Source organism: Pseudomonas sp. Irchel s3f10 (genome assembly GCF_900187515.1).
GTDB classification, from domain to species: domain Bacteria; phylum Pseudomonadota; class Gammaproteobacteria; order Pseudomonadales; family Pseudomonadaceae; genus Aquipseudomonas; species Aquipseudomonas tensinigenes.
Window position 1 is genome coordinate 1 of record NZ_FYDZ01000030.1, and the last position, 7,112, is coordinate 7,112.

The 7,112-nt window shown below is 58.1% G+C and carries 6 protein-coding genes and 1 tRNA gene; 1 reads left to right on the top strand and 6 read right to left on the bottom strand.

Annotated features, from left to right (window positions below):
* Positions 1-162 precede the first annotated feature (162 nt).
* The 6 genes from CKW17_RS29325 to queA form a co-directional block, all read right to left on the bottom strand.
* Positions 163-711 (bottom strand): glycine zipper 2TM domain-containing protein, encoded by a 549-nt coding sequence (locus CKW17_RS29325; RefSeq protein WP_007916907.1) that lies wholly within the window; start codon positions 709-711, stop codon positions 163-165.
* A gap of 121 nt (positions 712-832) precedes the next feature.
* Entirely contained in the window at positions 833-1,747 is a 915-nt protein-coding gene (secF, locus tag CKW17_RS29330) for a protein translocase subunit SecF (RefSeq protein WP_095123431.1), read from the bottom strand.
* 9 nt (positions 1,748-1,756) lie between these two features.
* Complete coding sequence (gene secD / locus CKW17_RS29335; protein ID WP_077574432.1) at positions 1,757-3,625, bottom strand: protein translocase subunit SecD; 1,869 nt, start codon at positions 3,623-3,625, stop codon at positions 1,757-1,759.
* Positions 3,626-3,689: 64 nt separating this feature from the next.
* On the bottom strand, positions 3,690-4,028 hold the full coding sequence (gene yajC, locus CKW17_RS29340; RefSeq protein ID WP_007916913.1) for a preprotein translocase subunit YajC: 339 nt from the start codon (positions 4,026-4,028) through the stop codon (positions 3,690-3,692).
* A 43-nt stretch (positions 4,029-4,071) separates the two neighbouring features.
* Positions 4,072-5,187 carry a tRNA guanosine(34) transglycosylase Tgt gene (tgt, locus tag CKW17_RS29345; protein ID WP_162130185.1) on the bottom strand — a complete coding sequence of 372 codons (1,116 nt, stop codon included), beginning with the start codon at positions 5,185-5,187 and terminating at the stop codon, positions 4,072-4,074.
* A gap of 14 nt (positions 5,188-5,201) precedes the next feature.
* A complete protein-coding gene (gene queA / locus CKW17_RS29350; RefSeq protein ID WP_095123432.1) occupies positions 5,202-6,266 on the bottom strand; it encodes a tRNA preQ1(34) S-adenosylmethionine ribosyltransferase-isomerase QueA in 1,065 nt (354 codons plus the stop codon).
* A gap of 108 nt (positions 6,267-6,374) precedes the next feature.
* Here queA and CKW17_RS29355 point away from each other — a divergent pair.
* Positions 6,375-6,459, top strand: a tRNA-Leu gene (locus tag CKW17_RS29355).
* Positions 6,460-7,112: the final 653 nt, after the last annotated feature.

Below are 7,112 nucleotides of genomic sequence, written 5' to 3' on the forward strand. Positions count from 1 at the left end.
TTCAGCGCCGCACTACGTTCTGCCGCATCGACGTGAGGAGCGCGTTTATCCTCGGGCGATTCGGCTGAAATCGCCGAAGTATCCGATCAAAAATAAAAATGCCAGTCAGCTTAACTGACTGGCATTAGCCCGCAGGGTGCTTCTTGTTAAAACAGTCGGTACTTACTGAGCCGGCTCATTCTGCGACAGAATCAGCTTGCCTTCCTTGTCGACCGGAATCTGGTTGCCCGGATCGCGATCCATCCGCACTTTGCCCTCCTTGCCATCGAGCGAGTAACGCACGTCGTAACCGACGACCTTGTCGCTGATGTCATTGACCGTGTTGCAGCGGGTTTGCGTGGTGGTGTAGGTGTCACGCTCCTGCATGCCTTCCTGCACCTTGTTACCCGCATAACCGCCACCGACCGCACCGGCGACCGTGGCAATCTTCTTGCCGGTGCCGCCGCCAATCTGATTACCCAGCAAACCACCTGCCAGTGCACCCACAACGGTACCGGCAATCTGGTGTTGATCTTTTACCGGTGCCTGACGAGTCACTGTCACGTCCTTGCACACTTCACGTGGAGTCTTGATCTGTGTTTTAACCGGTTCAACGGCCAATACTTGCGCATACTCAGGGCCGCTTTTAACCAGGCTGTAGGTGGCAACAGCACCCCCGGCAGTCACACCGACAGCACCCAATACCGCACCAACCAGCAACGACTTGTTCACATGAACCTCCTGACCATCACATGCGGGACGCGCCCGCGCTTCTCCCAGCCTTGGAGCATAAAAAAAGGCGCGAGTTCAACTCGCGCCTTTCTTGGGCTGACAGCCGGGAAAACGATGGCCGTTATGGACGGTCGTCGACTTCTTTCTCGGTGTTGGCAGGAGGAATCAGATCCTCGGTGGTCAGGTTCAGCCAGATCAGCACCACGTTAGCGATGTAGATCGACGAGTAAGTACCCGCCAGAACACCGATAAACAGCGCGATCGAGAAGCCGAACAGGTTGTCACCGCCGAAGAACAGCAGTGCAGCGATCGCCAGCAAAGTGGAGATCGACGTCGCCATGGTGCGCAGCAGGGTCTGCGTGGTCGAGATGTTGATGTTCTCGATCAGCGTTGCCTTGCGCAGGACACGGAAGTTCTCACGAACCCGGTCGAATACCACGATGGTGTCGTTCAGCGAGTAACCGATGATCGCCAGCACCGCCGCCAGTACAGTCAGATCGAAAGTGATCTGGAAGTACGACAGGATACCAATGGTCACGATCACGTCGTGAATCAGCGAAACGATGGCGCCGACCGCGAACTTCCACTGAAAGCGGAAGGCCAGGTAGATCAGGATGCCGCCGAGCGCCAGCAGCATGCCGAGGCCGCCCTGGTCGCGCAGCTCTTCACCGACCTGCGGGCCGACGAACTCGACACGCTTGACCGTTGCCGGGTTGTCGCCGCCGACCTTCAGCAGCGCTTCCGCCACCTGATGGCCCAGTTGCGGGTCTTCACCCGGCATGCGCACCAGCAGATCGGTAGTCGCACCAAAGCTCTGCACGATTGCTTCGTGGTAACCCGACGTCGCCAGCTGCTCACGCACCTTGGTAACGTCGGCCGGACGCTCGTAGGTCAGCTCGATGAGCGTACCGCCGGTGAAGTCCAGACCCCAGTTCATACCCTTGGTCACGACACTGAACATAGCCAGCAACGTGAGAAACACTGTGACGCCGAACGCGAAGTTGCGAACGCCCATGAAGTTGATTGTACGTAACATGGCAGCCCCTTAAATCCACAACTTCTTGAAGTCACGTCCGCCAAAGATCAGGTTGACCATTGCGCGGGTCACCATGATGGCCGTGAACATCGAGGTAAAGATCCCGAGGGACATGGTCACTGCGAAACCTTTGACCGGGCCGGTGCCCATGGCAAAGAGAATCCCGCCGACCAACAAGGTAGTCAGGTTGGCGTCGAGAATCGCGGTGAATGCCCGGCCGAAGCCTTCGTTGATTGCACGCTGCACGGTCATGCCGGCGGCGATCTCTTCACGGATCCGCGAGAAGATCAGCACGTTGGCGTCGACCGCCATACCCATGGTCAGCACGATACCGGCGATACCCGGCAGGGTCAGCGTTGCCCCCAGCAGCGACATCAGGGCCAGCAGCAGCACCATGTTCACCGCCAGTGCGACGGTGGCGATGATGCCGAAGAAGCGGTAGATGGCGATGATGAACAGCGACACGAACAGCATGCCCCACAGCGACGCATCGATACCTTTGGTGATGTTGTCAGCACCCAGGCTCGGGCCGATGGTGCGCTCTTCAGCGAAGTACATCGGTGCAGCCAGACCACCGGCGCGCAGCAGCAGCGCCAGTTCGGACGATTCACCCTGACCGTTCAGGCCAGTGATACGGAACTGAGCACCCAGCGGCGACTGAATGGTCGCCAGGCTGATGATCTTCTTCTCTTCTTTGAACGTTTGCACCGCAACGTCTTTCTCGACGCCATCGACCACTTGCTTGGTGTAAGTGGTGATCGGACGCTGTTCGATGAAGATCACCGCCATGCTGCGACCAACGTTCGAACGAGTAGCACGGCTCATCAGCTCACCACCATGACCATCCAGACGGATGTTCACTTCCGGGGTACCGTGCTCGCCGAAACCGGCCTTGGCGTCGGTCACCTGGTCACCGGTGATGATCAGACCACGCTCGATCTGTGCTGGCGGGCGATTGCCTTCACGGAACTCGAAGGTTTCGGAGGTGGCTTTCGAAGCACCCGGCTCTGCAGCCAGACGGAACTCAAGGTTGGCCGTCTTGCCGAGAATACGCTTGGCTTCGGCAGTGTCCTGCACGCCCGGCAGCTCAACCACGATGCGGTTGGCGCCCTGACGCTGGACGATCGGTTCGGCAACACCCAGCTCGTTGACGCGGTTACGTACCGTGGTCAAGTTCTGCTTGATGGAGTATTCACGGATTTCCGCCAGCTTCGCCGGGGTCATCGCCAGACGCAGCACCGGTTGACCATTGAGGTCGGCCGGAACAATGTCGAAATCGTTGAAGTTCTTACGGATCAGTGCACGGGCCTGTTCGCGGGAATCTTCATCGCTGAAGCCCAACTGAATGGCACCGCCCAGTTGCGGCAGGCTGCGATAGCGCAGCTTCTCTTTGCGCAGCAGGCTCTTGACGTCGCCTTCGTAGACTTTCAGGCGTGCATCGAGGGCTTTGTCCATGTCCACTTCCAGCAGGAAGTGCACACCACCGGACAAGTCCAGACCCAGCTTCATCGGGTGCGCGCCCAGATTGCGCAGCCATTGCGGGGTGGTCTGTGCCAGGTTCAGCGCGACGACGTAGTCATCACCCAACGCCTTGCGCACAACGTCTTTGGCCGGCAGCTGGTCTTCAGCCTTGCTCAGACGGATCAGACCGCCCTTGCCGTTGGCGGCCAGCGTGGCTGCCTTGACGTTGATCCCGGACTCCTTGAGCGCAGTGCTCACACGATCCAGATCAGCCTGATTGACTTGCAGCGCAGTGCTTGCACCGCTGACCTGAATGGCCGGGTCATCGGGGTATAGATTCGGAGCGGAATAAATCAGACCGATCGCCAGCACCGCCAGGATCAGAATGTATTTCCACAGAGGATATTTGTTCAGCATCACGCCGCCCGTTATGAACGCGGGGCGCCTTGCGCGCCCCGTCGATTGAGTAGAAGTTGTTGCTTCAGATCGCTTTCAGCGTGCCTTTTGGCAGCGTGGCGGCGATGGCGCCTTTCTGGAACTTCATTTCGACGGTGTCGGAAACTTCCAGAACCACGAAGTCATCAGCCACTTTGGTGATCTTGCCGGCGATGCCGCCAGTGGTGACCACTTCGTCGCCCTTCTGCAGGCTGCTCAGCAGGTTCTTCTGCTCTTTGGCGCGCTTGGCCTGTGGACGCCAGATCATCAGGTAGAAGATGACCAGGAAGCCGACCAGGAAAATCCACTCGAAACCGCCGCCCATTGGGCCGGCAGCAGCCGGTGCAGCCGCGTCAGCCATGGCGTTAGAGATAAAAAAGCTCATTTAGCACTCCAGTTGCAAATGTTGAATCTTGGGGTCAGAAAACTCAGTCCAAAGGCGGAACGGGGAGCCCGCGTTTGGCGTAGAAGGCATCGACAAAGGCGGCCAATGTACCCTGTTGAATAGCCTCGCGCAAACCAGCCATCAGCACCTGATAATGGCGCAAGTTATGGATGGTATTGAGCATGCTTCCCAGCATTTCGCCGCACTTGTCCAGGTGATGCAGATAAGCGCGGGAGAAGTTCTGGCAGGTATAGCAATCGCAGGTCGGATCCAGCGGCGATTCATCATGGCGATGGAACGCGTTACGGATCTTCAGCACGCCGGTATCAATGAACAGATGCCCATTGCGGGCATTACGGGTTGGCATCACGCAATCGAACATGTCCACACCGCGGCGCACACCCTCAACCAGATCTTCCGGTTTGCCAACACCCATAAGGTAACGAGGTTTGTCAGCCGGCATCATGCCTGGTAGATAATCCAGAACCTTGATCATCTCGTGCTTCGGTTCGCCCACCGACAGACCGCCAATGGCCAGGCCATCGAAGCCGATCTTGTCGAGGCCTTCGAGCGAGCGCATGCGCAGATCCTGGTGCATGCCGCCCTGAACGATACCGAACAACGCGGCGGTATTGTCGCCGTGAGCATTTTTCGAACGCTGAGCCCAGCGCAGAGACAACTCCATCGATACGCGAGCAACATCTTCGTCAGCCGGGTACGGCGTGCATTCGTCGAAAATCATCACAATGTCGGAGCCGAGATCGCGCTGCACCTGCATCGATTCTTCCGGGCCCATGAACACTTTGGCGCCGTCGACCGGGGAAGCGAAGGTCACGCCCTCCTCCTTGATCTTGCGCATCGCGCCGAGGCTGAACACCTGAAAACCGCCGGAGTCAGTGAGGATCGGGCCTTTCCACTGCATGAAATCGTGCAGGTCGCCATGCTCCTTGATCACTTGGGTGCCAGGTCGCAGCCACAGGTGGAAGGTGTTGCCGAGAATGATTTCTGCGCCGGTGGCGACGATGTCACGCGGCAACATGCCCTTGACCGTGCCGTAAGTACCCACCGGCATGAACGCCGGGGTCTCGACGGTGCCACGCGGGAAGGTCAGGCGACCACGCCGGGCCTTGCCATCGGTGGCAAGGAGCTCAAAGGACATGCGACATTCGCGACTCATTCTGTTTCCTCTGGGCCGGTTTCTTTAGGGGCAGTAGGTGCGGGGTTACGGGTGATGAACATCGCATCACCGTAGCTGAAAAAGCGGTAACCGTTGTCGACGGCAGCCTTGTAGGCGGCCATGGTTTCGGGATAACCGGCAAATGCCGAAACCAGCATCAACAGCGTGGATTCCGGCAAATGGAAATTGGTCACCAAGGCATCGACCACATGGAACGGTCGGCCCGGGAAGATAAAGATATCGGTGTCGCCACTGAACGGCTTGAGCACGCCATCACGCGCGGCGCTTTCCAGCGAACGCACGCTGGTGGTGCCGACCGCAATCACTCGACCACCGCGCGCACGGCACGCTGCGACCGCATCGACCACGTCCTGGCCGACTTCCAGCCACTCGGTGTGCATGTGGTGATCTTCAAGTTTTTCGACGCGTACTGGCTGGAACGTCCCCGCGCCAACATGCAGCGTGACGAACGTTGTCTCGACGCCCTTGGCAGCAATCGATTCCATCAGCGACTGATCGAAATGCAGGCCCGCCGTAGGCGCCGCCACTGCACCCAAGCGCTCGGCGTACACAGTCTGATAACGCTCGCGATCCGAACCTTCATCCGGGCGATCGATATAGGGAGGCAACGGCATGTGCCCGACACGGTCGAGCAACGGCAACACTTCTTCAGCGAAGGCCAGTTCGAACAGCGCGTCGTGACGCGCGAGCATTTCTGCCTCGCCGCCGCCATCGATAAGGATCTTCGAACCCGGTTTTGGCGACTTGCTGGAGCGCACATGAGCCAGTACGCGATGGGTATCGAGCACGCGTTCGATGAGGATTTCCAACTTGCCGCCGGACGCTTTCTGCCCGAACAGCCGCGCCGGAATCACCCGGGTATTGTTGAACACCATCAAATCGCCCGGGCGCAAATGCTCAAGCAAATCAGTGAATTGACGGTGTGCAAGGGCGCCGCTCGGCCCATCCAGGGTCAGCAGGCGACTACCGCGACGCTCGGCCAAAGGGTGGCGGGCGATCAGCGAATCAGGGAGCTCGAAAGTAAAGTCAGCAACGCGCATGATGGGGTTCGTCTAGCAGGGCCGGAAAGTTTAGCGGAAATATCGAAAATAGACCATGAAACGTGATTGACCAACGGTAATCTCATCTCTATACTTCGCCGCCATTGAGCCCTGATGGCGGAATTGGTAGACGCGGCGGATTCAAAATCCGTTTTCGAAAGGAGTGGGAGTTCGAGTCTCCCTCGGGGCACCATTTGCAAGACATAGACGACTACCAGCGTCTATGTAACACCTCTAAAGCCCGCTAACTGCGGGCTTTTTTGTTTCCGGAATTTCATCCCCCCCCTCGCAAGGCAGCTTCTTTTTACAAGCGCTCTCAGACTCCAGAGCGCACAGTCACGTCCCACCTCAGTCGCTCGCAAATCAAAGCCTCCAGGCAACCGAGAAGCAAGACACATTGCTTGATAGCTCGGGCATTGCCCTTATGCTTCAACCAAGCAGGCGCAGTTCAGCTACAAACTCTTCTGGCGCCCTCATAGGGCTGCCAGGCGCATCTGTCCGAACAAAACCTTACAGAGGCTCATAAGAGGACTGCCGAGCGAATATCGACTCGTTGCGCTCATCACATCGCGGGCGCGCTGCTACGCGAACGTGGACGGCCTAGGGGCCCTATGGCGAATGTCGCAGATGGCACCGCAGGGGAGCAAAACTGGCGCTGCCCTGACATAACAACGAATCATGATTAGAGTTGCCCGAGAACGCTCAAATACTTTCCTGCAGGCAAAACAAAACCCCAACTGCTTTCGCAATTGGGGTTTCGGAATTTAATCTTGACGATGACCTACTCTCACATGGGGAAACCCCACACTACCATCGGCGATGCATCGTTTCACTGCTGAGTTCGGG

Bases quoted from the DNA above. Each gene is read 5' to 3' on its own strand.
- secF (WP_095123431.1), bottom strand. From the start codon at position 1,747: ATGTTACGTACAATCAACTTCATGGGCGTTCGCAACTTCGCGTTCGGC.
- secD (WP_077574432.1), bottom strand. From the start codon at position 3,625: ATGCTGAACAAATATCCTCTGTGGAAATACATTCTGATCCTGGCGGTG.
- yajC (WP_007916913.1), bottom strand. From the start codon at position 4,028: ATGAGCTTTTTTATCTCTAACGCCATGGCTGACGCGGCTGCACCGGCT.
- tgt (WP_162130185.1), bottom strand. From the start codon at position 5,187: ATGTCCTTTGAGCTCCTTGCCACCGATGGCAAGGCCCGGCGTGGTCGC.
- queA (WP_095123432.1), bottom strand. From the start codon at position 6,266: ATGCGCGTTGCTGACTTTACTTTCGAGCTCCCTGATTCGCTGATCGCC.